This is a genomic window from Bradyrhizobium sp. 141, from assembly GCF_023074055.1.
GTDB lineage: Bacteria > Pseudomonadota > Alphaproteobacteria > Rhizobiales > Xanthobacteraceae > Bradyrhizobium.
This window is the reverse complement of the sequence record NZ_JADPKR010000062.1, coordinates 16,150-42,061: the sequence shown is the minus strand read 5'-3', so window position 1 is coordinate 42,061 and position 25,912 is coordinate 16,150. Positions and strand designations below refer to the sequence as shown.

Annotated in this window: 29 protein-coding genes; 13 read left to right on the top strand and 16 right to left on the bottom strand. The window is 58.7% G+C overall.

Annotated features, from left to right (window positions below):
• Positions 1–49 precede the first annotated feature (49 nt).
• Together IVA81_RS17730 and IVA81_RS17725 are read left to right on the top strand one after the other, a co-directional pair.
• Positions 50–739 carry an alpha/beta hydrolase gene (locus IVA81_RS17730; RefSeq protein ID WP_247320321.1) on the top strand — a complete coding sequence of 230 codons (690 nt, stop codon included), beginning with the start codon at positions 50–52 and terminating at the stop codon, positions 737–739.
• Between the two features lie 131 nt (positions 740–870).
• Positions 871–1,665: a TlpA disulfide reductase family protein gene (locus IVA81_RS17725; RefSeq protein ID WP_247320320.1), complete on the top strand. Its 795-nt coding sequence runs from the start codon at positions 871–873 to the stop codon at positions 1,663–1,665.
• Positions 1,666–1,766: 101 nt separating this feature from the next.
• Here IVA81_RS17725 and IVA81_RS17720 read toward each other — a convergent pair whose 3' ends face one another.
• From IVA81_RS17720 to IVA81_RS17680, 9 genes are all read right to left on the bottom strand, one after another.
• Positions 1,767–2,270 carry a thioredoxin family protein gene (locus IVA81_RS17720; protein WP_247320319.1) on the bottom strand — a complete coding sequence of 168 codons (504 nt, stop codon included), beginning with the start codon at positions 2,268–2,270 and terminating at the stop codon, positions 1,767–1,769.
• Positions 2,270–2,983 (bottom strand): L,D-transpeptidase, encoded by a 714-nt coding sequence (locus IVA81_RS17715; RefSeq protein WP_247320318.1) that lies wholly within the window; start codon positions 2,981–2,983, stop codon positions 2,270–2,272. Before IVA81_RS17715 ends, IVA81_RS17720 begins: the two co-directional genes overlap by 1 nt.
• Positions 2,984–3,163: 180 nt before the next feature.
• Positions 3,164–4,357 carry an acyltransferase family protein gene (locus tag IVA81_RS17710; RefSeq protein ID WP_247320317.1) on the bottom strand — a complete coding sequence of 398 codons (1,194 nt, stop codon included), beginning with the start codon at positions 4,355–4,357 and terminating at the stop codon, positions 3,164–3,166.
• On the bottom strand, positions 4,357–4,734 hold the full coding sequence (locus tag IVA81_RS17705; protein ID WP_247320315.1) for a hypothetical protein: 378 nt from the start codon (positions 4,732–4,734) through the stop codon (positions 4,357–4,359). The genes IVA81_RS17710 and IVA81_RS17705 overlap by 1 nt, the downstream gene beginning before the upstream one ends.
• Before the next feature lie 457 nt (positions 4,735–5,191).
• Positions 5,192–5,431, bottom strand: a complete 240-nt coding sequence (locus IVA81_RS17700; RefSeq protein ID WP_247320478.1) for a DUF2798 domain-containing protein — start codon at positions 5,429–5,431, stop codon at positions 5,192–5,194.
• A gap of 19 nt (positions 5,432–5,450) precedes the next feature.
• Complete coding sequence (locus IVA81_RS17695; protein ID WP_247320313.1) at positions 5,451–6,521, bottom strand: hypothetical protein; 1,071 nt, start codon at positions 6,519–6,521, stop codon at positions 5,451–5,453.
• 20 nt (positions 6,522–6,541) lie between these two features.
• Complete coding sequence (locus tag IVA81_RS17690; RefSeq protein WP_247320311.1) at positions 6,542–7,888, bottom strand: MFS transporter; 1,347 nt, start codon at positions 7,886–7,888, stop codon at positions 6,542–6,544.
• 61 nt (positions 7,889–7,949) lie between these two features.
• Positions 7,950–9,143 carry an aminotransferase class V-fold PLP-dependent enzyme gene (locus IVA81_RS17685; RefSeq protein WP_247320309.1) on the bottom strand — a complete coding sequence of 398 codons (1,194 nt, stop codon included), beginning with the start codon at positions 9,141–9,143 and terminating at the stop codon, positions 7,950–7,952.
• A 40-nt stretch (positions 9,144–9,183) separates the two neighbouring features.
• Positions 9,184–9,867, bottom strand: a complete 684-nt coding sequence (locus IVA81_RS17680; RefSeq protein WP_247320307.1) for a glutathione S-transferase family protein — start codon at positions 9,865–9,867, stop codon at positions 9,184–9,186.
• Between the two features lie 91 nt (positions 9,868–9,958).
• On the opposite strand from IVA81_RS17680, the gene IVA81_RS17675 reads away from it, so the two are divergent.
• The gene (locus tag IVA81_RS17675; protein ID WP_247320305.1) at positions 9,959–10,870 is read left to right on the top strand and encodes a LysR family transcriptional regulator; all 912 of its coding nucleotides are present in this window, start codon (positions 9,959–9,961) and stop codon (positions 10,868–10,870) included.
• A gap of 48 nt (positions 10,871–10,918) precedes the next feature.
• Here IVA81_RS17675 and IVA81_RS17670 read toward each other — a convergent pair whose 3' ends face one another.
• Positions 10,919–11,800 (bottom strand): LysR substrate-binding domain-containing protein, encoded by an 882-nt coding sequence (locus tag IVA81_RS17670; protein WP_247320303.1) that lies wholly within the window; start codon positions 11,798–11,800, stop codon positions 10,919–10,921.
• A 158-nt stretch (positions 11,801–11,958) separates the two neighbouring features.
• Between IVA81_RS17670 and IVA81_RS17665 the strand changes: the two genes are divergently transcribed.
• From IVA81_RS17665 to IVA81_RS17635, 7 genes are all read left to right on the top strand, one after another.
• Positions 11,959–12,270: a DUF485 domain-containing protein gene (locus tag IVA81_RS17665; RefSeq protein WP_247320301.1), complete on the top strand. Its 312-nt coding sequence runs from the start codon at positions 11,959–11,961 to the stop codon at positions 12,268–12,270.
• Complete coding sequence (locus IVA81_RS17660; RefSeq protein WP_247320299.1) at positions 12,267–13,790, top strand: cation acetate symporter; 1,524 nt, start codon at positions 12,267–12,269, stop codon at positions 13,788–13,790. The genes IVA81_RS17665 and IVA81_RS17660 overlap by 4 nt, the downstream gene beginning before the upstream one ends.
• Before the next feature lie 23 nt (positions 13,791–13,813).
• A complete protein-coding gene (locus tag IVA81_RS17655) occupies positions 13,814–14,545 on the top strand; it encodes a haloacid dehalogenase type II (protein WP_247320297.1) in 732 nt (243 codons plus the stop codon).
• A 279-nt stretch (positions 14,546–14,824) separates the two neighbouring features.
• Positions 14,825–15,523 (top strand): DUF1223 domain-containing protein, encoded by a 699-nt coding sequence (locus IVA81_RS17650; protein ID WP_247320295.1) that lies wholly within the window; start codon positions 14,825–14,827, stop codon positions 15,521–15,523.
• 107 nt (positions 15,524–15,630) lie between these two features.
• Complete coding sequence (locus IVA81_RS17645; RefSeq protein WP_247320293.1) at positions 15,631–15,894, top strand: pentapeptide MXKDX repeat protein; 264 nt, start codon at positions 15,631–15,633, stop codon at positions 15,892–15,894.
• 227 nt (positions 15,895–16,121) lie between these two features.
• On the top strand, positions 16,122–17,159 hold the full coding sequence (locus tag IVA81_RS17640; protein WP_256469347.1) for an enolase C-terminal domain-like protein: 1,038 nt from the start codon (positions 16,122–16,124) through the stop codon (positions 17,157–17,159).
• Positions 17,160–17,178: 19 nt separating this feature from the next.
• Positions 17,179–17,931 carry a fumarylacetoacetate hydrolase family protein gene (locus tag IVA81_RS17635; RefSeq protein ID WP_247320288.1) on the top strand — a complete coding sequence of 251 codons (753 nt, stop codon included), beginning with the start codon at positions 17,179–17,181 and terminating at the stop codon, positions 17,929–17,931.
• A gap of 14 nt (positions 17,932–17,945) precedes the next feature.
• Here the strand turns inward: IVA81_RS17635 and IVA81_RS17630 are convergent, their stop codons facing one another.
• The 6 genes from IVA81_RS17630 to IVA81_RS17605 all read right to left on the bottom strand — a co-directional run bounded on the left by IVA81_RS17630 (position 17,946) and on the right by IVA81_RS17605 (position 22,832).
• Positions 17,946–18,566: a glutathione S-transferase gene (locus IVA81_RS17630; protein ID WP_247320286.1), complete on the bottom strand. Its 621-nt coding sequence runs from the start codon at positions 18,564–18,566 to the stop codon at positions 17,946–17,948.
• 54 nt (positions 18,567–18,620) lie between these two features.
• Positions 18,621–19,424: an SDR family oxidoreductase gene (locus IVA81_RS17625; RefSeq protein WP_247320284.1), complete on the bottom strand. Its 804-nt coding sequence runs from the start codon at positions 19,422–19,424 to the stop codon at positions 18,621–18,623.
• Positions 19,425–19,444: 20 nt separating this feature from the next.
• Positions 19,445–20,161 (bottom strand): glutathione S-transferase C-terminal domain-containing protein, encoded by a 717-nt coding sequence (locus tag IVA81_RS17620; protein ID WP_247320282.1) that lies wholly within the window; start codon positions 20,159–20,161, stop codon positions 19,445–19,447.
• The gene (locus tag IVA81_RS17615; protein WP_247320279.1) at positions 20,103–21,101 is read right to left on the bottom strand and encodes a DMT family transporter; all 999 of its coding nucleotides are present in this window, start codon (positions 21,099–21,101) and stop codon (positions 20,103–20,105) included. Before IVA81_RS17615 ends, IVA81_RS17620 begins: the two co-directional genes overlap by 59 nt.
• A 259-nt stretch (positions 21,102–21,360) precedes the next feature.
• A complete protein-coding gene (locus IVA81_RS17610; RefSeq protein WP_247320277.1) occupies positions 21,361–21,762 on the bottom strand; it encodes a hypothetical protein in 402 nt (133 codons plus the stop codon).
• Positions 21,759–22,832 (bottom strand): alpha/beta fold hydrolase, encoded by a 1,074-nt coding sequence (locus IVA81_RS17605; protein WP_247320275.1) that lies wholly within the window; start codon positions 22,830–22,832, stop codon positions 21,759–21,761. Before IVA81_RS17605 ends, IVA81_RS17610 begins: the two co-directional genes overlap by 4 nt.
• 64 nt (positions 22,833–22,896) lie before the next feature.
• On the opposite strand from IVA81_RS17605, the gene IVA81_RS17600 reads away from it, so the two are divergent.
• From IVA81_RS17600 to IVA81_RS17590, 3 genes are all read left to right on the top strand, one after another.
• The gene (locus tag IVA81_RS17600; protein ID WP_247320273.1) at positions 22,897–23,511 is read left to right on the top strand and encodes a TetR/AcrR family transcriptional regulator; all 615 of its coding nucleotides are present in this window, start codon (positions 22,897–22,899) and stop codon (positions 23,509–23,511) included.
• Between the two features lie 312 nt (positions 23,512–23,823).
• Positions 23,824–24,387, top strand: coding sequence for a sigma-70 family RNA polymerase sigma factor (locus IVA81_RS17595; RefSeq protein WP_247320271.1), 564 nt, complete (start codon positions 23,824–23,826; stop codon positions 24,385–24,387).
• Between the two features lie 242 nt (positions 24,388–24,629).
• Positions 24,630–25,856 (top strand): DsbA family protein, encoded by a 1,227-nt coding sequence (locus tag IVA81_RS17590; RefSeq protein ID WP_247320269.1) that lies wholly within the window; start codon positions 24,630–24,632, stop codon positions 25,854–25,856.
• The last annotated feature ends 56 nt before the right edge of the window (positions 25,857–25,912 follow it).

The following is a 25,912-nucleotide window of genomic DNA, read 5'->3' as shown; positions in this document are numbered from 1 at the left end:
GCTGACGAGAACGATAATCGCGGTTGCCCTGGTGTTCGGACTGCGAGCGATGGCGAACGCCGATGCTGAAGCAGTAAAGCTGCAGACGGCTGACGACGTATCCATCTCTGCGGTGGCCTATGAAGCTACAAAACCAAAGGCCATCATCCTGCTCTTTCACCAGGCGGGCTCCAGCAAGGCGGAGTACACGACGATCGCGCCAAAACTTGCCAGCTCCGCTTATACGTCCCTGGCGATTGATCAACGTTCCGGTGGGACATTATTCGGACCCAATGATACCGTTGCGCGCCTTTCGAAGTCGGCCTCTTATGCCGAAGCAAAGGCCGATCTTATCGCGGCCCTGGACTGGGCTGCGAAGCGGCATCTTCCCATCATTCTGTGGGGAAGCAGCTACTCGGCGGCCCTGATCTTCGAGGTCGCGGCAGACCATGAGGCTCAAGTCAGCGCCTTGCTCGCCTTCTCTCCTGGTGAGTATCTCGGGACCTCGAGCGAGGTCGCTCGGGCGGCGGCGCAAGTCCACGTCCCCATCTATGTCACGTCATCGTCCAGCGCCGACGAAGTCGGAGCTGCGCGGACAATTCTTTCCGCCTCATCAGCACGCATAAAAACCCAGTTCGTGCCGAAATATGGCGTGCATGGCTCGTCCACGCTGATCGAAACCCGCAATCCCAAGGGAGCCGCGGAAAACTGGGCCCACGTCCTCTTATTTCTTGATGCACTGCCTCTACCTCCAAGCTAGCCCAGCTTGGCGTCGACGCCGGGGCCGGGCCGCTGGCTTAAGCTTGGTTTAAGGTAGCTGCCAACAGGGTGCCTTCTCGGCGAAGCCGCAGGTGATTGACGTGCGAGCTTGAGGCCGGTTGAGGTTCTCTCATGGGCGCCGTCGCGTTTGGTCCGTTTGTCTTTCCAGTCGAGTATTTTGCGGCCATCCTGGCGGCCGTCCTTGTCCTATCCCTGGGGTGGTACCTGGCTGAAAAGGTTGATGCGCGCCTTCATCCCATGCCGGTTCGTGTCATCTGCGCATTTGTGCTCGGCGCGCGCCTGGGGCATGTCGTCGCGCACTGGCCCTCTTTTGCCGCCGAGCTCAGCCGCGTCTTTGCGTTCTGGCAGGGCGGTTTTTATTGGCCGGTCGGCGTTGCTGCTGCCATCATCGTGAATGTCGTGGTCCTGCGGCATCCGCGGGCGATCGCTTGGTCGGCGATCCCGCTCGGCAGCGCCGCGGCTGCTGCCGCAATGACCGTCTATCTCCTGGCAGGGCTTCCGTCCGCTCCTCTGCCTGGTGATGCCTTCGAGACAGCTGATGGTCGCGTCGTCGTGCCGCAATCCCTCAAGGGACGCAAGCTGGTCATCAATCTATGGGCGAGTTGGTGTCCACCGTGCCGCAATGAGCTTCCAATGATGGCCGAATTTGCGCATGCCGATCACTCGGCGGAATTCCTGTTTGCCAATCAAGGTGAAGATATAAGCGCAATTCAATCCTTTCTTCAGGCGCGCGGGATTGTCCTCGATACCGTCCTGCTCGATAAATACGGGTCGATGGCACAGAACTATCAAATCCGCGGATTGCCAACGACACTCTTCATCAATACGGATGGCAACGTCAAATCCGTCAATATTGGAGAGCTATCGAAGGAAAACCTAAGCAACGCAGTGGCCGAACTGAATTGACCGCCCACCGACGTTTGTCCGCTTATGGCGACTAAACGATCTTGCGCGGGCGGGCATTCGGAGCCCGCTGTGGTTCGGTCGCTGGACAAGGCGATGTTCGATCAAGGGGCGGACACGCTGGAAAAGGGCTGCAACCGCCGGGCCAAATCGGCCGCCTCAAACGCTCCGACTGAACGCGTCGCGGGCATCTCCCGGCCACTCTCGATGTCCATGACAAAGACGGTCGGTGGGCCATCAACGGACAGATATCCCAAGAGCTCCCGGTTGGCGTCGTCCATCGCCGTCACATCGACCTTGATAAGCGCCAATGAATTCATCAACCGACTGACGGTAGGATCCGGAAAAATCGTCCGATCGAGCGTTTCGCAGAACTCACACCAATCGGCGCCAACGTCGACGACCGTCACGCGGTGACTGAGCGATGCCTGTTGCCGAGCTCGGACGAACTCGTCGATTGACCGAACCGGACCGATCTTCGTCACGGCGGCGCGGATACGTGCTGCTGCGCCCGGTGCGTCGAGCCAAGACGCGAGCAGCGCACTGCCGCCCCTTAAAACGTCGCGTCGAGAGTACGCGCTATGCGGCGCTCGCGAGATCTGCATCATTATTCCATCCGAGAATGACCTCGAGGGAACACGGCGGTTGAATCACCAGCCAGGCGGCGTGGTCCGTTGGACTGTGCCGTTGTAGACACGTGCTTACCGTCAGGTTCGTTCACCATCCGCGCGTCAGGAATGACGACGATTTGGCTGCCCGGCTTCGCGTGATCAAAGAGGTGAATGATGTCCTGATTCAACAGCCTTATGCAGCCGGATGAAACCGCCTTGCCGATCGAATCCGGCTCGTTCGTGCCGTGAAGCCGGTACAGCGTGTCACGCCCATTCTCAAAAATGTACAACGCGCGTGCTCCCAGCGGATTGGCGAGCCCGGGCGCCATGCCCCCAGCCGCGGCGCTGTACTTCCCAAGCTCGGGCTGTCTTGCAATCATCGAGTCAGGTGGCACCCATCGCGGCCAACGTCGCGAATACGCGACCTTCGCGCGACCGGACCATTCGAAGCCTTCCCGACCGACACCTATTCCGTACCGCGTCGCCCTATTGGGCGAAATCACGTGATAGAGATACTTGGCGGGGGTGTCGACGATCAGCGTTCCGATCTTCTCGTCCGACTTATAATCTACGTCCCGTCGCCAGAAGCGCGCGTCAAGCTGGTCGAGATCAACCTCCGGAATTTGAAATCCGCCGTCGGACAATCCACGATACATTGCCGGGCTTGCTGGTTCACTGTCCATGTCGCTGCTCTGAATCAATGGCGCCATGGAGCTTCTCTCGGTAACGCACCCGGAAAGGGTTATCGCCCCCAACCCCAAAACCGCGCGCCGTCCAATCCTGTTAGCGAGCGCGACGTTTAGTCGGCACTCATCACCTGGTGCCGCAACATCAATCAGCTTTAGCAACCGGAGAAACCGCATTTGCCACCCCATGATAATCATGAGGTCTCAAGAACGTAGCGACCTTAAGTCAGCCTTAAGACGCGGGAGGCGCAGCCACCCATTCATTTTCTGCGAATTGATCAGGCTGCGGCGCGCGGCGCAGTCATGCGAGGCGGTGACGAAAGCCAGAATTGCTTGGGACGCTCGAACAGAAAATGCATCCCCGTCCGGATCGCCACTTGCCACATCGCAAAGGGAACGAGAACTCCCATCGCGGTCACGATGATTGACATCGCCCCCACGGAGGCGATTAACCCACTCTTGATGAGGACGGTGCGCGTGAATGCCATGGGAAGGAAGAATGCCAAGTAGACAATGATCGATTGCTGCCCCGCGAAACGCAAAGCGCGGAGCCGGCTCTTTCGCGCCAACAACACACCGGACACCACAATGGCGAGTGCGCCCGCAAGGCCTAGGCCGAGGGAAATGCCCGGCATCTCCGCGGCGCCAGATGCCACGACCGTGCCGTTGACCACAGCCCAGACGATCAGGCCGGCGGCAGCCAATCGGGGATGGGCTTCGGCGTTTGCGGCGACCGCGAAGATAGTGGACGCGCACCGGAAGCCCGCGTAGAAAAAAGTAGAAACGGGAGGCGAATTCGTCGATCACGGTCCAGCCGGTCGAAATGTGTGACATCTCGAGCGCTGCTGCAATTATCCAGATCAGCGTCGACGGCACCTGGCGCGTGATCCGGGTCACGAGGAAGAAGATGGGAAGCAGGTAGATAAACCAAAGAGTGCCAAAGGGCTCGATAAACGATTGAAGGTACATGAAGCCAACATACGGCCAACCATGTTCGCTCGCGATCCCGGGAGCCTTGAACACAAATTGGATCGCGGTCCATAAAACGTAGAAATAGGCGAAGTGCGCAACCTTCCGGTCGAGGTAAAGGCGCCACGGCCGGTCGATAACCAGCGATACAAACAGTCCTGAGATGAGAAAGAAGTCCGGCATTCTAAACGGCCGGGCAAACTCGACGACGTAATGCATGAAACCTTGCCGCTCCGCGGCGAGTTCGACGCCGAGGGTCGAATGCATCATGACCACCATGATGATGCACAGGCCCTTCGCATAATCGACCCAAGCGACACGCGGCGTTTCGAGGCCTATGGTAGTTGGCATAATCTGCGTACCTTCTGTTCGGTGAACAGCATTCGATTGATGCATTGCGCTGTTGGTGGGAGTGTATTGAGGAGACATCACTGGTTCCGGACCGTTGTGCTCCCGCGTGAGGCTCGCAGCGCATGATAGGTGCGCGATAGGACGACCCCGTAGAGGACGTGTCCTATCAAGATCATCAGGCTGAGCCGCGCGTTATCGCCAACGAGCAGGAACGGCCGCTCAGATATCAACGCAAAGGCTCCCATCGGGATCACAAACGCGGCCAGTCCCCAGAGCCATCCATCAAATGGGGGCCGATACCATCCGCTTCCCAGCAGGAGCCAATAGCCGAGCGGGTACATGATTGTGCCGATGACGCAGTGAAGGGCATTCGCCTGGACGGATGAAACATCGGCATCAAAAATGTAGGCAAACAGCTGGCGGATGAGTTGAGCTTGCTCGAGTGGATTGCTCACAACAAGGCCGGTTGGTCCGTTAGCCCATATGGTCCAGACGCCGAAGGCCGTGCAACCGGCCAGCAGAAGATCTTGAATTGCACGGCTTCGCTTTCGAGCCAACGGTAGAGCGTCTGGCCCGGTTGATCCGAGAACCTGCCCATACCACGCAGAGAGCGTGTCTTCAGGTCGGGGGGGAGTGGCGTGTTTCATGCCCCGACAGGGACAGCGAGCCTTAAGCCAGGCTTAAGGCCCGGGTAATCCAGGGGCGCTCCTCACGCCGCCGCAGAGCGCGGATAATAGATGGTTAATCGGCTGAACACGGCGGCGTCAATTAATCGGTACTTGGCGACGAGACGCGTGATGAAAATGTTGCGTCGTAAGCCCCATGGTGCCCAAGGTGCCGCAGCCTCCGCCGGCAAGGCGACGTTGTCGTGTTTTCAGGGTCTGCCGCCCCTGGCCGCAAAGATCGCCCACTCTAGGGCGCGCGATGGCCGGATTTACCCGTCGTAAGATAGTGACTCAACCACCTTATTGCCGGCGCGGCCAAAATGACGACGGGCACCATTGTTACCCAAGCGGTGAGCCAGGAGCTGACCCAATTTAGCAGTGCACCGTCGGCACCCATTCGCCAGATCGTTATGGCGGCGGCAATGGCCGTGGTTAGCCCGGACTGTATCAGTGCAAACAGGAAGTGCGCGTATCGCTGCGGCAGCATGGGAGCAGGTTCGCCAGAATTACGCGCTTTTTGCTTTTCGATTAACGTCAAGCCTGTGGTCAACAAGAGCGACGATTTGATCGAGCAAGGGGTGTTTCATATCGCGCTGGCGCGCGACGAGTTGCACCAGCTTGTCGGCCCTCTCGATGTTGAGTGCGCCGTTGTTAAGTGCCCGAGCGGCGGAGGCTGGCCGTGACAGGTCTTTGGCGGCAGCTGCATACTTTTGAAATGGGACTAGATCATCGCGTGATGCCCCGATCTGGACGCACACCTCCACGACAAAATCATAGATTGATTGCGAGGCGGCTAGGTCGGAATGGACAGCTTCCTGCGCCGTGCGCATTCCGTCTTCGGTGATGCACCGATAGTTCCCAGCCATGAGCATCGCCCACTTCGCCAGCGGCACGAACACCGAATCGTGAAAACGCAGTTTGACGGGGAGCTCCAGATCGCGGTCGGAGGACTTCCAGCGCGCGGCGTCGATCTGTTGTTCAAGCGTACGTACGATCTCGTTGCCGCGTTCCTGGCCAAATCGAGCTACTTTGAAGTTCGTCGGCAAAGTTACTTGCAGCACGTTTGGCTTCTCGCCGGGGGGGCGTATCGCCTGCGGGTCCGGGCTACAAAGCGTAATCGCGTTGGTATCGAAACGCTCCCAGACTTCAGGAGCGGTGTAGGCCGGTTTCAGCGTTGTGGCGTCGAGCGTGGGTATCCTCCGCATATACGCCAAGGGCGGCATGTTCATGATCGACATGCAGGGGAGCCCAGACGCTGCGATCGCTTGCAGCAGCTCCCTTACGCCCGCCGAGCCATATTGCGGCTCCTGCATAGCCAAGCCGATGAGATCGTATTCCCGGGGATTGACATCAGCCGCTGAAGACGCGGTCACCCTGCCTGGCAGACTGCGTGAATCGATCTCGACCGGCTCGCGTTGCCCGCGGACCCGCATGCGAACACGAAAGCCTTCCGCATTGATAAGGTTTGCCTCTTCCGGGAGGCATACCAGCTTCACCGTGTGGCCGCCAAACATGATCTTCGACGCCAGCAATGAGCCGTAGGACGCCCCGAGGATCAGAATATTGTACTTTTGCATGTTGTTAGCTCCAATGGCGGTTAGCGTGTGCCAGTTGTCGTCTGTCGCGTCGTCGTGGCGATCGCGGATTGGTCAGCCGGAATGGACAACGGTACGTCAGGGCGAAGCCAGGGGATTGCCGCGGCGCCCGCGAGCAGAATGCCAACACCCGTGGCAAACGGCACATTCCAGTTGCCGGTCAGGTCAATGAGCCAACCAAAGACAACGGGCGAGACAATGCCAGACAAGCCAACGCCCATGATGACGTAAGCGCTCCCGATACCAGCGTACTCTTTCGAGATGTCCATAGGGATCGCGTACATCGGCGCGATCGTAAGCTCCAAGAAGAACATGGCACCCGCAAGGAGGGGCACGACAAGTCGCAGATCGTCGAAGAGCATGGTCGGCGTAATCAGGCTTGCGGCTCCGAGCAAGGACACAAGAATGACGCTACAGCGCGCTTTCCGGTTGCGGCCCGTTGATTTGAGGATTCGGTCCGACACGGCCCCACCAACGGTGTTGCCCACCAGCCCGGCAAAAAACAACGCACTCGTGAGTAGCGCCGAACTCTTCAGATCCGTGTGGTGTTGATTGACGAAATAGAGCGGCAACCACGACACGAAGACCCAATATGTCCAGCCGTACGCGAACATCACGACAGTCACGGAAGCCATACGTCGTGTAATCAACCAAAAGGGAATCCGTGCACGCCGGTCGGGCATGGAGACGCTCAAGTCTGCGATCTTGCCGGCGGTGACGCCTGGATGCTCGCGGGGGTCGTCTCTAAAAGAAAACCACCACGCTATGCACCACAACAGCGCCGCAGCGCCGCAGACAATGAATGCAGAGCGCCAGCCGGACCAAAGAACGACGGCCGCAACGATGGGAGGCGTCAGGGCTGCTCCCAATCGAGACGCACTGTGCGTGATGCCCTGGATGTATCCAAACCGGTGCGGCGGATACCAATTGCGCATCGCCTGCGTGGCAGCCGGAAAGGCCGGCCCTTCTCCCATGCCGACGGCAAGGCGGGCGACAAATAGAGAGACCAATCCGCCAGCCAGCCCGGTGGCGATCGTGCCCATGCCGACAATCATCACGCAGACGATTAGCGTGAGTTTCGAGCCGTATTTCCTTGCACCCCATCCGCCAAAAATAACCGAGCCGAGATAGGCCCAAGAGAACGCGCTGAATATCAAACCCATCTCGGTATTTGTCAGCGCGAAGCTCGTCTTTAACGACGCCGCTGCTGCAGAGATATTGACGCGGTCGAGGTACATGATTGCGAACAGGACGCACAACAGCGTCGTTACCATGCTGTGCGCATCAAGGAAACGGCGTACGGGGGCTGGCTTGGACGAGATCTCGTCCGCTTCCTGCGCGAGGGCCACGTTTCTCTCCCTGGTATGTTTAAGCGTCAGCGTCGCTCTTTCGGCGGACTGCTGCACATTTTCACTCGGCGGCCTGTTTTCGAACTGAGTGGTCTTTGGACAAGGCGTCGGCTGCCGCTTCGATCGCTCCCCACCCGAACGGGATCCCGCGCGCCTTCAGCCCCATTTCGACCGCGGCCAGTGTTCCAAGCACCGACGCATTGTTGAAGTCGCCGAGATGGCCAATCCGGAATACGCGGTCGGCGAGCGGGCCGAGACCGTTGCCGAGTGACATGTTTGCGTCGTCCAGAATCTGCCGCCGCAGGGCATCGGCCGAGTGTCCGTCGGGAAGCCGAACCGCAGTCAGTGACGACGAATATTCTGACCCGTTGCGGCACTGGATCTCCAGTCCCCAAGTTTCGACAGCCCGCCGTGTCGCGAGGGCTGCGCGGTCATGGCGTGCGAAGACGTTGGCCAGCCCCTCGGCCTCGATGAGGTCAAGCGCGACTTTCAGCCCCTGCAGCAGGTTTGTCGACGGCGTGTAGGGGAAAAAGCCGTGTTCGTTCGCCGTAAGCATCTCCTCCCAGCGAAGAAAGCTGCGCGGCATGCGAGCCTCTTTCGACACTTCGATCGCTTTGGAGGATACAGCGTTGAAGCCGAGCCCGGGAGGCAGCATCAGCCCCTTCTGCGAGCCTCCAACTGTGACGTCAACTCCCCACGCATCATGACGATAGTCGATCGATCCAAGTGAGGAAATAGTGTCGACGAGCAACAGTGCCGGGTGCCCCGCTTCATCGATCGCCCGCCTGACGGCGGCGACGTTCGACGTCACACCGGTCGATGTTTCGTTATGAACAACGGCGACGGCCTTGTATTTGTGCATTTTGTCCGCACGAAGCTTTTCGGCAAGCCGCTCGGCATTCACGCCGGATCGCCAGTCTCCCGCGATAATCTCGGGCTTCAGATCGAGCGCCGCGGCCATCTTGCTCCACAACGTCGCAAACCACCCGGTCTCAAACATGAGTACGTGATCGCCGGGTGACAGCGTGTTGACAAGAGCGGCTTCCCAAGCACCAGTGCCTGAGGTCGGATAAATGACGACTGGCTCTTTGGTGGAAAATGCCGAGCGGATGCGCTTGAGGACGTTTAGACCCAGCGCGCTGAACTCAGCGCTTCGGTGATCGATGGTCGGTATTGCAATTGCTGCCAGGACAGGCAGCGGACTATTCGTCGGACCGGGAATTTGAAGAAAGTGACGACCTGTCGAGCTATTCATTGGGCTCCTCGCGTGAGCTTTTTAGGTTCAACGATTGGGACTACGGCAGGCCGTTCCGGCCATGCCGCCTGAAAGCGGGGCGTTCTGTCATCAGCTCATAGTAATCCGACAGAGCAGTGTAGTTCGGCCGGACAAGGCCGGGATGGGTCAGGCTGAACCAACGATTGACGACGAGGCCGACCGGAATGTCAGCAATCGTAAACCGGTCCCCCATAACGTACGGACCGGACTCCGCGAGGTGCTTGTTGAGCAAGCCCATGACATGGATGAGCTCATTCTGGCCCTGCGCTACGTACCAAGGGTGGTCGTACGGCGCTTCCTTCAGCTGCCCGCCGAGAAAAGCGCCGCGCAGCGCGTGCGTAATGTCGTAGGCGACCCAGTCCATCCATTGCTCGATGGCCTGTCGCCCTTCTGCGTCCTCCGGGTAGAGGTCCGTTGCCCCGTGCTTGGCTGCGAGATATCGCACGATGGTGTTGGATTCGCGCATGACGCGGTTGCCAATGACCACGACGGGTACTTGGCCGGTTGGGTTCAGCCGCAGAAACTCAGGTGTATCTGTCGGTGTGAAGCCTCGGCCAAAATCCTCGCGCGTATAAGCGATCCCGATTTCGTCGCAGACCCAGAGTACTTTCCGCACATTGAACGAGTTCGCTCGTCCTAGAATCCGAAGAAGATCCGGAGGCTTTGCTGCGGCATCTCGCGCCTGCGCCAACACGTCCGTCATTGATGTTCTCTCCCTAAAGATTTCGAGGATTGAACAGGCGCGCGATTTGGAAGTAAAATTCAAATATTCGATACATTCATGAGACAATCAAATGAATGTCGGTCTCCGCCAGCTCAGAGCCTTTCTCGCGGTCGCCAAGCACGGGAGTTTTAGCCGTGCGGCGAAGGAGGTTTCCGTCTCGCAAAGCGCCGTGAGTTTTTCAGTGCAGCAACTGGAAAGAGAGCTGGAGCTGCGCTTGCTCGACCGCACAACTCGTCAAGTTCGGCTGACGGCTGTTGGCGAGGTCCTAGCGGCGAGCGGTACGCGGCTGCTTGGAGAGTTGGACGCGCTGCTGCGGGAACTCAAGGACACCGGGGAAAGACGCCGAGGCAAGGTTACATTGGCTTGCGTGCCGTCGGTGGCTCGGGGATTAATGCCGGCATGCGTTGCGCATTGCACGAAAAAATGGCCCGAGATCTCATTTTCAATCGAGGATATTGCGGCAAAGGAGGTCGTTGCGCGGGTGACACGGGGCGATGTCGAGTTCGGTCTTTCGGGAGGAGAAATCGAAGCGACCGAACTGCACATTGAGAGCCTGACCCAAGACCCGTTTGTTTTGGCATGCCGCCGCGATAACGCATTAGCGAGGTCGAAAGCCGTCGCTTGGGCAAAACTATCCGACCATCGTTTGGTGATGTTGAACAACACGTCCGGAAGCCGGCCGCAGATCCTCAATACACTCGCCAATGCGGGCGTGCGGGTGCAAATTGCGCTCGAGCTAGCGCAACCCAGTTCGGTTCTTGCCATGGTCGAAGCCGGGCTCGGCATTGCTGTGATCCCGACCCTGGTGGCCCCGATCAAAAGTCACCCAGAACTGACCACCCGGAGGCTCATAAGGCCATCGGTCAGCCGTACCATCTTTTTGGTTCGACGGCGCGACCGGTCGCTTTCGCCAGCTGCATCGGCGGTTTGGACTGCGCTGCTTGAGCTATTTGGTTCGGCGGAGCGCCGCCTTAAGGCGTGAGACGAGGCCCTTGAACGGCTTGAAGGATGCCGCGGCCGATATTGTCGGTCAGGCCATGGCTGCCGTCTGGTGTGATCCCGCCATTGCCAGGTGGTCCGCCAAATAGTTGGCCAGTTCGCTTACGACCCGAGAGTTGCCACGCCGCCCGCTCGAATACGCGAGCTCAACCGCGGGAAGTTGCGGCAGGTGTTTGCCGTGCCGTATGATCCTCAAGGGCGGTGAGACCAGCGCGCGCGCAAGGACCGTGATCCCCATCCCTTCGACCGTCGCCGTCTTCAAGCATTCAAAGCTCGGGCTGACAAAGCTCACGTGCCACGGACGTCGCTGTTCCTTCAGGGACCTAATTGCGCAGCTTCGATACGTACATCCCTCCGGAAATAGCACGAGAGGCGTTGAGTCCAGATCTTCAGCAGCCAATTTTGGTCCGCTGACCCAGACCAGCTGCTCACGCTGCGCCACTGTGCCCAGTCTCGCACCCGACTCCTGTTTGAAGAACGTCAAGTCGAAATCCCCGCGCGCACTCCGCTTTTGCAGGTTCTCGGATTGGTTGGCCTCCACCTCGAGGCCGACCATGGGATGCGTGGCCTTGAATCGAGCAAGCCAAACCGTGAAATCGCGACCAAAAAAATCGAGGGGGACGCCGAGACGCACGAAACCGGTCAGGAGGTCGTCCGACATGGACGCGCAAGCCTCGTCGTTGAGTTGCAGGATCCGCCGGGCATACTGCATCAGGCGTTCTCCTTCCGACGTCAGCTGCAGCACGCGTCCCTTCCGACGCGACAGTAGCGGCCGGCCGGTCTGCGTCTCCAGCTTTGCAATCTGCTGACTGATCGTCGACTGCGAACGACCAACCGTCTCCGCCGCGCGGGAGAAGCTCATGGCGTCCGCCACAACCAAGAACGACCGCAGGCAGTCGATGTCGAGATTCACGTTCGCCTCCCAAATCGCAAAACCCGATGATGACGATCACGATTATTCATTTTGTCACTTGCGCTCATCCTCGTAAAGACCAAAGGCCGCTACGGTAACTCCGGCTGGAGAGGCCCGAGGCGAACCCGCACAAAGGCGGGATAACGGGAGGATACAAGGTGCGGGGTGACAGGCGCGTCGAGGCGGCGCACGCGGCCGTGCGTGCATTGGTAGCGGCAAAAATCCGATTCCTTTTGCCGATGACGATCATTTATATCGTCGGTTATGTCGGGCTGACGGTCGTCGCTGGCTTTGCCAAGGACGTGATGGCCATCAAGATCGTTGGCCCGCTCAACATTGGCTTTGCGCTCATTGCGCTGAATTACCTTCTGTCATGGGCTCTGGCCCTTATTTACGAACGTGTCGCCAATCGCGTTTTTGATCCGCTTTCGGCCGCTGCAGCAGAGTCAGTCCGGGGAGCCGTTCGGTGAGCATAACTCTTCTCATTTTCCTTCTTATCCTCATTGTCACGCTTGGAATCACCTATTGGGCTGCACAGCGCACAAAGACCGCCAGCGACTTTTATGCGGCCGACAGCCAGTTGACGGCCGCCCAAAACGGCTTCGCGCTTGCAGGCGATTGGTGCAGCGCAGCTGCATTTCTGGGCTTCAGCGGGTTGACGGCGCTTTACGGCATGGATGGCGCGTTCTACGCGCTCGGCCCCCTCGTAGCCTTCTGTACCGTCCTGTTCCTGATCGCGGAGCCGCTTCGCAACTCAGGCAAATATACACTTGGCGACGTCATCCGCAGCCGGATGCAGACGCGCTCGTCCCTGCTTGCGGCGATTGCCGGTACGATCGTCGTGAATTTCGCCTATCTGATGCCCCAGATGGCCGGCGCCGGCGTGCTCGTTCGTCTTCTGACGGGGATCTCGTACGATTGGGCCGTGATCTTTGTTGGCGTCAGCATGATCGTCTACGTCGCGTTCGGCGGCATGTTGGCGACCACCTGGGTGCAAATTGTGAAAGCTGTCTTGATGCTTGGCGCGGGCGCGATTGTTTTGGTTATGGCGCTTTCGCTTGTGCACTTTAATCCGCTGACTCTTTTCGCGGACACCGAAGCAAAATACGGTGCAGGCTATCTCCTGCCGGGCAACTACCTAAAGAACCCCTTCGATCAGATTTCACTGGGATTGGGGTATGTTCTTGGCCTAGCGGGTCTGCCTCACGTCATGACCCGATTTTATACAGTTCCCGACGCCAAAACGGCGCGCCGATCGGTGGTCTGGGTCATGTTCTTGGCGGGCGCGTTCTTCGCCGGGACAACCTTGTTCGGATTGGCCGCTGCTGATTTCGTCGGGCAAGACGCAATCCGAGCCGCTGATAAAGGGGGTAATCTGGCGCTGCCCTTGCTCGCTCAACATCTCGGCGGAGGGAAAGGCAGCGTCGGGGGAGAACTTATGCTTGGGTTCGTTGCCGCGGTCGCGGTGGCAACCATCCTGGCTGTGGTTTCGGCGCTGACGTTGTCGACCTCCAGCAGCATCGCTCATGACTTCTACGTCAACTGGTTGAAAGGCGGGCAAGTCGAGGGGCGACAGGAGGTCTGGATCGCACGTCTGGCGGCCGTCATCATCGGCGTTCTCGCCATCGCGCTTGGAATCCTTGCCCAAGGCGTTAACGTCGCGGTCCTCGTTATTCTCGCCATCTGCGTTGCTGCGAGCGCAAACTTTCCCGTGCTCGTCCTGTCGCTGTTCTGGCGTCGCTTCAATACCGGCGGCGTCATCGGTGGCATGACCGCGGGCCTCGTAAGCTCTGTCGCGCTTGCCATGATTGGACCGGCGATGCGCGGCAGCGACGCGCTCTGGCCGCTGGTTAATCCAACCATCGTGTCTCTGCCGATCGGGTTTCTTGGCGCCGCGCTCGGTTCGCTCATCGCAGCACGCGATCTCGAAAACGAAAAGAGATTCGACGCGTTTCTGCTGCAAGTGCACACAGGCCGTGCGCCTGAATAAAAGAAGGTAAAGGAAGCCATCTCGTGACGGTTAAAGCAATTGTGTTCGACGCGTACGGAACGCTCTACGACATTCAATCAGTGGCCGCGATCACCGATCGAGCCTTTCCGGGGTATGGCGATCTCATCACTCAGATCTGGCGTATCAAGCAGCTGGAATATACTTGGTTGCGGACGTTGATGCGCCGCTATGAAGATTTCTCTGTCGTCACCAGGAATTCCCTGTCATACACCTTGAGAATACTGGGGCTGAACTATGACGAAAGTCTTTTTGAGCAGATCATGGATAAGTATGTCCATCTCGACCTCTACCCCGATGCGAGAGCGACGCTGCAGTCGCTGAAGAAGCACAAACTCGCGATCCTATCGAACGGTAGTTCAGAGATGCTGACGACTCTGGTCCGAAACACCGGCCTCGACAGCGTCCTGGATGCCACGATCAGCATTGACACCAAGCGAATTTTCAAGCCGAGCCCGGAGGCATATTCCTTGATCGAGCCGCGTTTGAACGTGAGTCGGGCCGAGGTGCTGTTCGTATCGTCTAATCCATGGGACGCTATTGGCGCGAAAGCCGCGGGTCTGAAAGTAGCCTGGATCGAACGCGTAACGCTTCAAGCCATGGCGCAAGCTTGCTCCAGGGCCGATTTGGTTGCACCTGTGACCATGTTCAAAGCTCTCCGCATGCAGATGGATGAGCTGGACCTCGCGCCAGACTATACAATCAACGGTCTTTCAGGGCTCAACCAGATCGCCTGAGTGTCTTCGAGTAAGCATCAATCGCTCGTGATCCTGTTCAAGCGTTTGGTGTCGCCGGGAGAACTCATGAAAGGAGTGCTTTGCTAGCGTTCAGGCGCTCGTACCGCCCCAGGCGGCCGACCTGCATCTTGATCAAGCCGGTCGCCATCGATGGTATTCGTCGGACGCCCATCAGGCGTCCTGATCATATCGGCAATAATCACTAAGTTGTGTGTGTCATGACGCTGTAACGAAGCGTTCGGGGAAGCGAATTCGGGGAGCACCAACCCGGAGGATGCCATGACACTACGCGCATTTTTGCTAGCCGGTTCGATCCTTTGCCTGCCAGCCATGGCAGCTGCTGAGGAGCGACCTGTCGTCGTTGAACTCTTCACATCGCAAGGATGCTCATCCTGTCCCCCAGCCAACGCCTTTCTCAATGAAATGACGAAAGGCCGTTCGGATATCCTGCCGCTTGCCTTTCACGTTACCTACTGGGATCGCCTCGGCTGGAAGGACCCATTCTCCCTGGAGGCCGCCACTTCTCGTCAGGATCGCTATGGGCGCCGCTTCGGTGACGGCTCTTACACGCCGGAGATGGTCGTCGACGGAGGGGTCGGGCTCGTGGGTTCGCGTCGTGACGAAGTCAACGCCGCGATCGACCACGCCAAACGCGGTCAACAAACGGTAGCCGCCGTTCGCGTCAGTAAAGAAAACGGAAACGTCAGGATCCACGTAGGCTCCGGCCGGGGAAGCGGAAGAGTCCTGCTTATCGGCTTTGATCATGAGCATACAACCCAGATCGGCCGCGGCGAGAACGGGGGGCGGACCCTGACCGAAGCCAACGTCGTTCGGTCGATCCGCTCCGTTGCAGAGTGGTCCGGCGAGGCAACATCGATTACCGAACGCTTTCCGCTGGGCGATGATGTCGCAGTCGTAATCGAAGCACCGGACGGCACAATTGTCGGTGCTGCCCGTCTGACGGGCGGTTTGACCTGAGGCGTACCGAAAATCGCATCTGGACGCGTAACAATGGCGAAAAGCGCGCGTATGGAAATTGAGCGGCATCCGCCGCTTCAGTTCACGCTCACTAAGGATGACGCTCGATGACCATTCGCTCTCGCCTCGCTTTCAGCATTTCCGCTGCCGCTGTCTCTCTGAGCCTCGCCTTTGCGCCGGCCGCCCTTGCCCAGGACAAAATGGGCAAAGATGACGGCATGAAGAAGGATTCCATGTCCAAAGACAGCATGAAGAAGGACTCGATGTCGAAGGACACGATGTCGAAGGACACGATGTCGAAGGACTCTATGTCCAAAGACAGCATGGCGAAGGATGGCATGAAGAAAGACGACGGGATGAAGAAGCACTGATCCCTTCGGTCGGTCTGCCTCCTTCACGCCGTGACCAGCCCCGGGTCACGGCGTGTCCTCGTGCAATTATCTTACTCACCCGCGGGCCGTTCATATTGACCTCAGGCGCCGTTGAAGCATTATAGAACGAATGGTTAAAAATATTCCCGTGACGTCGGAGAGGGCCGTTGACTGCATTTGAACCGCAACGGCTTCGCTCGTTGTCAGCGACCGCGGTCAGGTTGCCCATGCGGCGGCCTCTTGGGACCAGTGCCAAGAGCATTGACGAGGCCAACTTGCTGCTCGTCGATGTCACTACCCATGACGGCATTGCCGGCCACGCCTATGCGTTCTGCTATCAGCCGTCGATCGCGCGGTCTTTGGTGCCGATCATCGCAGAACTCAACGAACAGCTCGCGGGGCAGCCTCTGCACCCTATAGACATGACCCGAACAATTGGTCGATATTTCCGCCTTCCAGGCGTCGCCGGTCCTATCACGATGGTCGCTTCGTCGATCGACGCGGCTGTTTGGGATGCTTTGGCAAAGGCGGCAAACATGCCGCTTGCCGCCTATCTCGGCGCCGCACCCGCCTCAGTACCCGCTTACAACAGCAACGGGCTCGGCCTGATGTCGCCCGAGGCGGCGGCCGATGAAGCGGAAGCACTCCTTGAAGGTGGCTTTAAAGGCGTAAAGCTGCGCCTAGGCCGCAGCCACTTCGCGCACGACCTTGCGACCGTTCGCGCCGTTCGAAAGAGGTTGCCAGATGGGGTTCGTCTTATGGTGGATTTCAATCAAGCGCTGACCTTCTCTGATGCTATGCATTACGCGCTGGCTCTGGATCAAGAGGGCATTTATTGGATCGAGGAGCCGACGAGGCATGACGATTACCGTCGCATGGCGCAAATCGCCCAAGCGGCGGTTACTCCAATCCAGATTGGAGAAAACTTCACCGGCCTCCCACCTATGGCGGCTGCATTGGAGGCGGGTGCTTCCGATTACGTCATGCTGGATCTTGATCGCATTGGTGGCGTGACAGGCTGGCAGCGCGCGGTAGGTCTCGCAGCTGCCTATAATCGGTCAGTCTCCTCGCATCTCTTCCCAGAGGTTAGCGTGCACCTGATGGCGGCGACGCCAAGCTATCATTGGCTTGAATATGTCGACTGGGCGAACCCAATTTTGCAGGAACCGCTTCTGATCAAGGACGGCATGGCTGTGGTTCCGGACCGTCCTGGCAACGGTTTGGCTTGGGATAGGGAAGCCGTCGCGAGATATCGGCTTACCTGAGCGGCACCCGGAACGTAGAATGGATGCAGATTCGCGGCTTAAGTCGCTTGCCGAACGACAGTGGCGCGACTACCGAAGCGGCCGACCGGGCATTGCCTTTGCCGAGCCAGGATTAGCCCTAACGCTTTCGGAAGCTTATGGCGTTCAAGCGGAAGTGGCACGCCTTCGTTGCGCAGCAGGAGATGCTATCGCAGGCTATAAGGTCGGCTGTATCGGCGCTGGTGTCGTCGAGCAGTTTGGCATGGCCGGACCGATCCGCGCCTTGCTGTTCAGGAGTGAGCTCCGGGCGTCGGGAGCCGAGATCCGGTATGAAGACCATGTCAACCTTGCGATCGAGGGTGAGATGGCCATTCGCATCGGCGCCGGCGGTGCGGTTGCTGCAGCGTTTCCTGTCATCGAATTACACAATTTCGTCTTCCGGGCCGCCCGGAAGACGCTTGCCGAGCTTGTCGCGAACAACGGTATAAATGCCGGGGTCGTTGTCCCGCATCATCTTACCGAGACACCGAACTCACGCTGGGTTGATGCTCGTAAGCTGTCGGTGGATATCAATGGACGTACTGTAGATTCCGGCGCTTTGTGGCCTTTCCCCGGGGGGCCGGAAGAATCCGTCGCGTGGCTGAGAAGTAGTCTGAGCCTTCAAGATCGGGCCCTTGCATCCGGCGATCTCGTGCTGACCGGTACGCCACTGGGCCTATATCCGGTCAAACCTGATGATCATGTCGTCGTGAAAGTTGACGGTGAGGCCCATGTCGATTGCTTCATAACCTAGGAGAATTGGCTCCATCAGCTGAGTGGGATCATGACTGCCTGCCGGAACGGTCTCCGCTGACGCAGAATCTCATACCATCGCCGTACGTTCGGCAGCTCGGGATGGTGCGTTTCCAGCTCATACCATCGATGGACCGCGACAGCGGCGGGTATGTTGCCCACGGTAAAGTCGCCGCCCGTTAAAAACCGACGGCCTGCCAGATGCGTATCGAGAATCTGGACGGCTGCAAAGGAAAGTTGCTCGGCCCGAGCAATTACGGCTGTGTCGCGGTGTTCGAGGGGCGTCCGAATAAGCTGGATGAACAATGGGCGGAGCGCGGGCCAGAACACCGTCGCCTGCCAATCCATCCACCTTTCTGCATCGAACCGCGCATGGATATCAAACGGACAGAGGCGTCCTTTCTCGTCTTTGTGGGCGAGGTAGCGGACAACCACGTTGGATTCCCAAAAATAAAAGTCGCCCTCCTCGATCGTGGAGACAAGCCCGTGGGGATTGAGGGCCCGATAGCTCGGGCTCCCCGTCACGCCAAATTCGTTACCCGCGTCATTCCTGTCGTACTCGAGGTCAAGTTCTCCGCAGCACCGGAGCACTTTTTGGACATTCATCGAATTGGTGCGGCCCCAGATCTTCAGCATGTGTTGCTCTCACCCTGCCGTCACTGAGGTCCGCGCATTTCGTACTTCGGTAAGCTAAAGCGCGGAATGGTCCCGCACCGCTTCCGCCAAAGCTGGTTTGAGGTCGAGGAAACGTTTGTCGAGAGCAGCCGGGTCCTCTCGGTTCAACGCAATCATTTTGGCGCGCGCTTCACCGCCACGAACGACTTCGAAGGCGAGCTTATCGACGCCATCCATGACCGCATCCGACACAGCACCTGGTGGCTCCCTGACGAACCCAAGCTCAGGACCCGCCCGCGACGATCGCATCATTGGGGTGTCAGTTGCGCCAGGATAAACCGTCATAACATGCACGCCTTCGCCTTTCAGCTCTCGACGGAGGGATTCACCAAATTTGGCGAGCCCTGCTTTCACCCCGGCATAAGTGGCGTAGAAAGGGGCTGCAACCAGGGCGATACCAGACGTAATGTTGACGACAAGGCTATCTCCGCCCAAGCGGAGGGCCGGAAGGGCAGCCCGGGTCAACAGGATCGGCGCGACAAGATCGACTTCGATCATGGCGCGTATTTCCGCTTCGCTCGTGTCCTCAAGGCGGCCGGCTCGTACCCCGCCTGCGTTGTTGACGAGGATGTCGAGACCGCCCAGCGCCTTGAGCGCAGATGCCAGCGTGACCTTGCGTCCCTCTTCCGTGCCGACATCCGCCGCCACGGTCTCTACAGCACCAAACTCCCGAAGTTTTCCGGCGGCTTCGTGAAGAGCACCCGGCCGGCGGCCCGTGATGACGACGCGCGCGCCCCGTTTGAGCATCGCTTCAGCAATGGCGTAGCCAATGCCGCTGGAGCCTCCGGTGACGAGCACCCGTTTTCCTTGCAGATCCATGTTCTCTCCCACGGTTTGTGTTATGCCTGCTTACGAGCCGCTTTTGGGTAATTGGACGGAAACAACGCGCGGCGCGTCTCTTCATCCATTTCCTTTTTGAAGGCATGCCCTCTACCGATGGCGCGCGCGTTCGCAACAGCCGGCCGAGCGTCAATGGCTTTGAACCAGCGCGAGAGGTTTGGGAAAGGTGCCAGCGGCGCGTCATCTCCTGGCAAAATTCGGGGTGCCCGGTCCAGCCATCCCCAAGCGGAAATATCCGCTATGGAGAAGCTGTTGCCGACGATGAATTCGCGGTCCTTCAGATGCGTGTCGAGCACTTCGTAGTGTCGCTCGACTTCGCGGCGATAGCGGTTAATGGCGTAGTCCAGCTTTTCGGGAGCGGCGTGTTGAAAATGAACCGCTTGGCCGGAGAACGGCCCGACGCCGGTGGCGATAAAGAAGAGCCACGACAACAGTTCGCCCCTATCCTCCGGTGCGCCGAGCAGCTGCCCCGTCTTTTCCGCGAGATACAGCAGTATGGCGCTGGAATCGAAGACCCTCGTTTCCTTGCCGCTGGCCCCATCGGTATCGACAATTGCAGGCACCTTGCCGTTCGGATTGATGGTACGGAATGCGGCCGTATGCTGCTCGCCCTTGCTGGTATCGATCGGGCAAAACTCATAAGCCAGCCCGGTTTCCTCAAGCATCAGTGCAATTTTGGCCGGGTTTGGCGTGGGGTGGTAATAGAAGCGGATCATAGTTTTCTCCTTTCAGCGAGGTGGAAGCGCCGACGCCGGCGGCGAAGATCACGCCAAGCGCGATCACACAGATGGCGCCGGCGGATATCAGCGGAGGCCATTCGCCAAGAACGGGAATGGCCAATGCGGTCGACGTAACGGGTACAAGCGCAATGATGGCGGAGGCCGCACGAGTTCCGAGTGAGGCTACGGCGCGGTTGAAAGCATAGATGGCAACCACGCTCATGAAGATGCCTTGATAAAGCGATTGGAACGCCAACTCGGCGGCGGACGCTTTCGCGAGGTTCGAAAGGTCGAGGCCAGCGTAGACGGGGAGGTAGATGGCCGCCGACCAAAAGCAAATCAACGCTGCTGCTTGGAGCGGCTTAAGCGATGTTTGGCGTAGGCGCAGCGTATAGAGTGCCCACAAGAAGGCCGCGCCGACGAGCGCGGTGGTCCCGCCGGCGTCAATCGGGCCAATGCGAACCGCGTGGCCATAAACGAGCGCAAACAGGCCGCATACGATCAAGGCGTAGCCCGCCAGCCCCCGTACCGACGGCGTCTCTCCAATCAGCGCCCAGCCGATCAAGCCGGCAAATACCGGCATCAACGTTGGCGTCACCGTTGACGTCAGCGAAGCGGTTGTTAACTGAAGGCCAATAGCGACCAACAGAATGAATGGGGCGCCCCAAAGCAGGGCGAGCAGAGCTCCTTGCAGCCAGGCACGGGGTGGCAAGCGCGTGGGTCCGACGAGCAAAACCGGTGTGAGGAACAGCGCTCCCTCGCCAAAACGCAGCGCGACAACGTCCCAAATCCGCATTTCGTGGCGCAAGCCGAGGCGCGTTACGACAAACCATCCCGACAAGATCGCGACCGCGAGCCCCGCCCACATCACTCCGCGCGCGATCCGGCGTTTGTCCGCCTGTACGGCCGCCTGCTCAAACAAGGGATGCGAACTCATGGATTGATTTTAGATCACATGATCTAAAATCAATCAAGCCGAGATGCGACGCTGGTTCGGGCCGGCACCTATGAGAATGCGAGATAGACGTCATTCAGAACGGCGAGCTACCACTTCAGCCAGATCTTCATTAGAATGCGGGTTCGTTGCACTTCACGGCGAGGCCCTCCATTTCACGACCGCGCACGACATTGCGCCACAACGGCGTGGATGTAGGAAAGAGCGATTATCTCGGCCCTCTTGGGCCCTCCTGACTGCCTCAGGCGGCGGGCGCCCCCGGTAAGCGGTACAGGCGCCCGGTGCGATCGAAGTCCTCGACCGTCCAAGGATTGCCGACGCCCCCAATCATCCAGCGAAGGATCGCCCATAGGTCGCGATCCAGGGTTTCCTCCGCGATGGGCTCGAGCGCATCCACGATCGCATGCAGCTCGACACCGGAAGGAAAGGCCTCGCCACTGCGTCCAATGAAGATCAGGGCGTAGGTAAGCCCGGAGGGAGCGCGAAGAAATCCTGGCTCCGTCAGGCCCCGGCGATCCAGATCGAATGTCCGGGCGAAGAACTCGCGAAACTCCGGATAGTGCCCCACGCGATCTTCGGCCAGCGCAAATGACAGGCGTTTCCCGCGCAGATCCGGCTTCTCGACAACGTTGACATCAGTCACTGCGAGTTTTCCTTCGTATCGAGACGATTAAGGAAGTGTTTGATCAGGTCAGCGATTTCTGGACCAGAATCCTCCTGCAGAAAGTGACGCCCCGTGACCAGAAGTGGGCCTTCAGCGTGCGGGAGTAGTTGCTTGAATCGCTTGGAAAAAGTGGCTGCGTCGAAAACTTCGTCCTCGCGTCCCCAGATGATCAGGGTCGGCAGCTTGGACTGTGACAATTCGCGCTCGAGCCATTGAAAGCGCTCCAGCGCCCGAGCAGTTTCGTCCAATGGAATCCAACGCGGCCATACCCAGGTTAGAAGGCGCGACATTGAATCGGGTAGGGCCTCTTCATAGGCGGCCTGCGCAGTGCGTGCGAACTTCTCGCGGTCCACGACGGAAAGATAGACGCCTCGCCCCGCCAACGCTCGATGCTTGCCCAAGAGGTAGGGGCCAACAAGGGGCGCATGCATCATGCGCCACGGAAAGATACGCGTGTGAAATTCGGCGGGAGGGAGCGGCCAGGCCCATGTGCTCATGATGGTCAGAGCCCGGACCCGGCCTGGATTGCTCATCGCGAACGATAGCCCGGTCGGACCTCCCCAATCGTGGCATACAAGTGCGATCCTGGTAAGGTCGAGCTGCCGCATCAATGCGGTCAGATTGGCGGCATGTCCGTCAAGCGAATGCGCGTGCTCCGTAGTCGGCTTTTCGGACAAGCCAAAGCCAATCATGTCGGGGACGATGACGCGCCGCCCCGAACGCACCAACGGTCTGATCATGTCGCGATAGAGAAAGCCCCATGTCGGATTGCCATGTAAAAGGACTATCGGATCCCCTTGTCCTTCATCCACATAATGCATGCGCCAGCCATTTACGGATGTGAAGCGCGGGGTATACGGCCATTGCGCGCGAGCGGCGTCTGGTAGCGGATTTCGAGCGAAGAGGGTCACAAAATGCTCCTTTTGAGCAGACGTGGGAGGCCCTTTTTGCCTCGGCTGAGGGCGGTTGTTATAGAACGATCGATCTAGATTGGCCAGCAGGTAAACAAAATACTGACGCCAGACAGCCGGCATGATTGTCAATGTCATGCATCCGATGGTAAGGGATGACGTCCACCGGATCGGCAATCTTGACGAGGAGAACGGACGGTAGATGGCACGGCCGCGGGAATTTGATGAGGGTGCCGTTCTTGATGCAGCGATCGAACGCTTCTGGTTGCGCGGCTACGAGGCTACATCCGTTCGCGATCTGGCCGATGAAATGCAAATCGCGGGAGCAAGCCTCTACAACGCCTTTGGCGACAAGCGTGGTTTGTACGCAAAGGCGCTGAATCGATATCTGGATCAGACGTTTCGAGAGCGCATCCGCCGCATCGAGCCGGCTATGCCCCCGCGAGAAGCCATCGAGGTCTTTTTCAAGGAAATCATCAAGCGTTCGCTCAGCGATAAGCAACGTCGCGGGTGCATGTTGGTGAACTCAGCCATCGAAAGCGCCCCCTTTGATCCAGGTTTCCTCAGTATCGTTGCGATCTTTTTGGATGAGGTCGAAGCCTTCTTCTTGCGTTGTGTGAGCAAGGGCCAAAAAGATGGTGTCGTCACGCGCGCTCATTCCGCGTCAGATCTTTCGAAGTCGCTGCTCGGTATCCTACTCGGCATCCGCGTGCTGGCGCGCGTTCGCCCCGAACGTGCCTTGCTCGAAGGCCTCTTGCGCCCTGTTTTGGCCATGCTCGATGACGCAAGAGGTCCGCGTGGTTCCCTTTCTCGATGACGAACTTTTTGGGTCTGAGCGTCCGGATCGCCCGTTGAACTGAACCCAACTGAGCTCGCGACTTCACCGATCCTGTCCTTGCGGCCTCGACCGCGGGCCACAAGCTCATCGGCGGTGCGAAGCGCCCCCAAGAGCCGGCGGCCCAATTGGGGCATGCATTGCGAAGCTCGGCCAATCACATTTATATAGCAAGTGCTCTAGAATCGAGCGCTTTCGGTTCTCACCGTGCCGGAATGTCCCGCGGGGGACGAAATGTCTCGAGCATCGTACGGCGAGGCCGAGCAGCGAGAAGCGCCAACTTAGAGAGGTTGAATGACCGCATCGTCCCGGGATGCCGAATGGACGAAGTTGATGCGCGCGGCATTGGCAGGCGACGCTGACGCTTACCGCCAACTCCTCCTTTCGGTGACGCCCTATATCCGCGCCGTGGCCCGCAAGCGCAACACCGGCATGGCTGCCGCCGACGAAGAAGCCGAGGATATCGTGCAGGAAGTGTTGCTGGCCATTCACCTCAAACGCGGTACCTGGGATCCGTCACGATCGATCGGGCCTTGGATCCACGCCATAATCCGAAACAAGATCATCGATGCGTTCCGACGCCGCGGCGGACGCTTGAACGTGCCGATCGAGGAGGTCACAAATGTGTTGAGGACCGAAGAGCCAAAAAACGATATCTCGACTCGTGCAATCGAAGTAATGATCGGGCAGCTTAAGACGTCGCAAAGCGAGATCGTTCAGTCGATCTCGATCAATGGCCAAAGCATTCGTGATACGGCCGCTCGTTTACGTATGTCGGAAGGAGCGGTACGGGTAAGCCTTCATCGGGCCCTGAAAGCGCTTGCTGCGCTTTATCGCGCAGGCGCTTACGAGGATTGATCGATCGGCTGGCCTACTCCGGTTGCCGCAGGGGCGGCTGCGCCTAACGAACTATGTTAAAAAAGCGTTGAACAACTGATCTGAGAGCCGCCCCACGATTGGCGCCATGCAACCGAAATCCTCGGCGATCTCCAACACTTCTCGTGTGGGACGGGCGGTCAGTCGTGAGACCTGAGAAAGTTACTGGCTTAAGTTTGCGTTAAGCTTCGCAATTGAGGGAAGGGAGAACAGGAGCCTTTCTCATGCGTATCCTCCTTGTAGGAGACGGCCCTTCGTCGCGCGCGGGCCTCACGTCCGGATTGAGCCGTCTGGGGTTTAAGGTCGACGAGGTTCAGATCGGTCTGGATCCAAAGACGTATCTCATCACCTCGAACTACGATGCAATCGTCCTGGATTGGATGCGCTTCGATGCATCAGGCGCAGGATTTCTTGCTGACTGCAGGGCAGCCGGCGATCGCATTCCGATTCTCCTCTTGACCACGGTCGATGGCGCCGAGGAACGGGTTCGCTGGTTCGAGGCGGGCGTAGACGCTTGCCTCGTAAAGCCCTTCGATTTCCATGAAATGGTGGCCCGGCTTCGTGCGCTCATTCGCCGGTTGCGGTATGAGCCGCCTGCAAGCCCATCCGCAAGGACATGGAGTGACATGAATAGTCGAGCGACAGAACCTGGGCTCAAGGTGCGGGCGATCATTCCGCGGACAGCGCTTTCGATCATGTTATTTGCCACGTTGGCGCTTCTGAGTGCGTCTGCCCATTCGGAACAGCTGACTTTGCCCTTAAGTCCCGAGCAACGACAGGCCGTCGGCGAAGTCGTCAAAGAGTATCTGCTTCAAAACCCGGAAGTCCTGCGGGATGCTAGTTTGGAGCTGGAGAGACGATCCGAACAGCTTCAGAAAGCCGATCAAGCAAGAGTGCTTGCGAAGTACAGGGAGCAGCTGCTGTCCTCACGGGGGAGCACAATCATCGGCAATCCAAACGGAAAGGTAAGTCTGGTTGCCTTCTTCGATTACAACTGCCCGTTCTGTCGCAATTCGGTCGGCGACATCCAGAGGTTGGTCGACACCAATCCTGACCTGCGCGTAGTTCTTCGTGAATTCCCAATTCTGGGGAAAGACTCGACCGATACCAGCCGGTTGGCGCTCGCTGTGGCCCGCGAAACCAACGACCTCGCGCTGCGAGGCCGCTACTACGCATCCTTAATGAAAGCCAAAGGATCAATGACTGGCGATCTAGCGCTTTCAGCCGCAGCGGGCATGGGCATCGACACCACGAAGCTCAGGCACGATTTGAAGGATCCCGACATTGACGCCATTTTGCGCGAGAACTTCGTAACGGCTGAAGCCCTCGGGGTGAACGGAACACCTGCGTTTGTAATCGGCGACCAGGTCATTGTCGGCGCGGTGGGCGTAGACCGAATGCAGGCCGCACTCTCGGCCGTCGCCGGCAATAGCTCAAATTTGAGGCAATAACGTATCAGCCTCTCAAAGCCTCTGTGCCATTCATGCTCTCAAGACGCCGAGGAGAG

Bases quoted from the DNA above. Each gene is read 5' to 3' on its own strand.
- IVA81_RS17645 (WP_247320293.1), top strand. From the start codon at position 15,631: ATGACCATTCGCTCTCGCCTCGCTTTCAGCATTTCCGCTGCCGCTGTC.
- IVA81_RS17630 (WP_247320286.1), bottom strand. From the start codon at position 18,566: ATGCTGAAGATCTGGGGCCGCACCAATTCGATGAATGTCCAAAAAGTG.
- IVA81_RS17595 (WP_247320271.1), top strand. From the start codon at position 23,824: ATGACCGCATCGTCCCGGGATGCCGAATGGACGAAGTTGATGCGCGCG.
- IVA81_RS17640 (WP_256469347.1), top strand. From the start codon at position 16,122: ATGCGGCGGCCTCTTGGGACCAGTGCCAAGAGCATTGACGAGGCCAAC.
- IVA81_RS17720 (WP_247320319.1), bottom strand. From the start codon at position 2,270: ATGATGCAGATCTCGCGAGCGCCGCATAGCGCGTACTCTCGACGCGAC.
- IVA81_RS17695 (WP_247320313.1), bottom strand. From the start codon at position 6,521: ATGCAAAAGTACAATATTCTGATCCTCGGGGCGTCCTACGGCTCATTG.
- IVA81_RS17725 (WP_247320320.1), top strand. From the start codon at position 871: ATGGGCGCCGTCGCGTTTGGTCCGTTTGTCTTTCCAGTCGAGTATTTT.
- IVA81_RS17635 (WP_247320288.1), top strand. From the start codon at position 17,179: ATGGATGCAGATTCGCGGCTTAAGTCGCTTGCCGAACGACAGTGGCGC.
- IVA81_RS17625 (WP_247320284.1), bottom strand. From the start codon at position 19,424: ATGGATCTGCAAGGAAAACGGGTGCTCGTCACCGGAGGCTCCAGCGGC.
- IVA81_RS17615 (WP_247320279.1), bottom strand. From the start codon at position 21,101: ATGAGTTCGCATCCCTTGTTTGAGCAGGCGGCCGTACAGGCGGACAAA.
- IVA81_RS17620 (WP_247320282.1), bottom strand. From the start codon at position 20,161: ATGATCCGCTTCTATTACCACCCCACGCCAAACCCGGCCAAAATTGCA.
- IVA81_RS17715 (WP_247320318.1), bottom strand. From the start codon at position 2,983: ATGGCGCCATTGATTCAGAGCAGCGACATGGACAGTGAACCAGCAAGC.
- IVA81_RS17605 (WP_247320275.1), bottom strand. From the start codon at position 22,832: ATGACATTGACAATCATGCCGGCTGTCTGGCGTCAGTATTTTGTTTAC.
- IVA81_RS17600 (WP_247320273.1), top strand. From the start codon at position 22,897: ATGGCACGGCCGCGGGAATTTGATGAGGGTGCCGTTCTTGATGCAGCG.
- IVA81_RS17710 (WP_247320317.1), bottom strand. From the start codon at position 4,357: ATGTCTCCTCAATACACTCCCACCAACAGCGCAATGCATCAATCGAAT.
- IVA81_RS17700 (WP_247320478.1), bottom strand. From the start codon at position 5,431: ATGCTGCCGCAGCGATACGCGCACTTCCTGTTTGCACTGATACAGTCC.
- IVA81_RS17680 (WP_247320307.1), bottom strand. From the start codon at position 9,867: ATGACGGACGTGTTGGCGCAGGCGCGAGATGCCGCAGCAAAGCCTCCG.
- IVA81_RS17650 (WP_247320295.1), top strand. From the start codon at position 14,825: ATGACACTACGCGCATTTTTGCTAGCCGGTTCGATCCTTTGCCTGCCA.
- IVA81_RS17730 (WP_247320321.1), top strand. From the start codon at position 50: ATGGCGAACGCCGATGCTGAAGCAGTAAAGCTGCAGACGGCTGACGAC.
- IVA81_RS17675 (WP_247320305.1), top strand. From the start codon at position 9,959: ATGAATGTCGGTCTCCGCCAGCTCAGAGCCTTTCTCGCGGTCGCCAAG.
- IVA81_RS17685 (WP_247320309.1), bottom strand. From the start codon at position 9,143: ATGAATAGCTCGACAGGTCGTCACTTTCTTCAAATTCCCGGTCCGACG.
- IVA81_RS17590 (WP_247320269.1), top strand. From the start codon at position 24,630: ATGCGTATCCTCCTTGTAGGAGACGGCCCTTCGTCGCGCGCGGGCCTC.